Below are 1,385 nucleotides of genomic sequence, written 5' to 3' on the forward strand. Positions count from 1 at the left end.
GTGGGTGTGTTGGTGTGGTGTGGTGCTCGCATGGTGGTGGGTTGTTTGTTTGTTGAGAACTTCACAGTGGACGCGAGCATCTTTGTTTTTGTGTGTGTTTTGTCAAGTTTTTAAGGGCGCACGGTGGATGCCTTGGCACCAGAAACCGATGAAGGACGTGGGAATCTGCGATATGCCTCGGGGAGTCGATAACCTGACTGTGATCCGAGGATTTCCGAATGGGGAAACCCGGCCAGGGTTGTGCCTGGTCACTCGCACCTGAATGTATAGGGTGTGTGGAGGGAACGTGGGGAAGTGAAACATCTCAGTACCCACAGGAAGAGAAAACAATAGTGATTCCATGAGTAGTGGCGAGCGAAAGTGGATGAGGCTAAACCGGTTGTGTGTGATGAGCTGTCAGGCGTTGCATGGTCGGGGTTGTGGGATGTGTCGTACTGCTACTGACATGGTGGTGTGGAGTGAGAAACCGGTGTTGTAGTCGAAGGGTCTTGAATGGCCTGGCGTAGAGGGTGGTACCCCCGTAGGCGAAACGATACCGGCTCCATTGACGTTGTTCCCAAGTAGCACGGGGCTCGAGGAATCTCGTGTGAATCTGGCAGGACCACCTGCTAAGCCTAAATATTCTCTGGTGACCGATAGCGGACAAGTACCGTGAGGGAAAGGTGAAAAGTACCCCGGGAGGGGAGTGAAATAGTTCCTGAAACCGTGTGCCTACAATCCGTCGGAGACTCCTTGTGGGTTGACGGCGTGCCTTTTGAAGAATGAGCCTGCGAGTTAGTGCTCGGTGGCGAGGTTAACCCGTGTGGGGTAGCCGTAGCGAAAGCGAGTCCGAATAGGGCGGTTGAGTCGCCGGGTCTAGACCCGAAGCGGAGTGATCTACCCATGGCCAGGTTGAAGCGACGGTAAGACGTCGTGGAGGACCGAACCCACTTAGGTTGAAAACTGAGGGGATGAGCTGTGGGTAGGGGTGAAAGGCCAATCAAACTCCGTGATAGCTGGTTCTCCCCGAAATGCATTTAGGTGCAGCGTTGCGTGTTGCTTGCCGGAGGTAGAGCTACTGGATAGCCGATGGGCCCCACCGGGTTACTGACGTTAGCCAAACTCCGAATGCCGGTAAGTGTAAGCGTGGCAGTGAGACTGCGGGGGATAAGCTCCGTAGTCGAGAGGGAAACAGCCCAGATCACCGGCTAAGGTCCCTAAGCGTGTGCTAAGTGGGAAAGGATGTGGAGTTGCTGTGACAACCAGGAGGTTGGCTTAGAAGCAGCCACCCTTTAAAGAGTGCGTAATAGCTCACTGGTCAAGTGATTCCGCGCCGACAATGTAGCGGGGCTCAAGCACACCACCGAAGCCGTGGCATCGGCACGAACCCAAACCATGTACGTCCG

The 1,385-nt window shown here is 54.9% G+C and carries 1 rRNA gene; it reads left to right on the top strand.

What is annotated here, in order from left to right:
- Positions 1-100: 100 nt before the first annotated feature.
- Positions 101-1,385: ribosomal RNA gene (locus KD1_RS17250) — 23S ribosomal RNA — on the top strand; the annotation flags it as partial.

The sequence above is a fragment of the Kribbia dieselivorans NBRC 106261 genome, from assembly GCF_001552435.1.
Classification (GTDB): domain Bacteria; phylum Actinomycetota; class Actinomycetes; order Actinomycetales; family Dermatophilaceae; genus Kribbia; species Kribbia dieselivorans.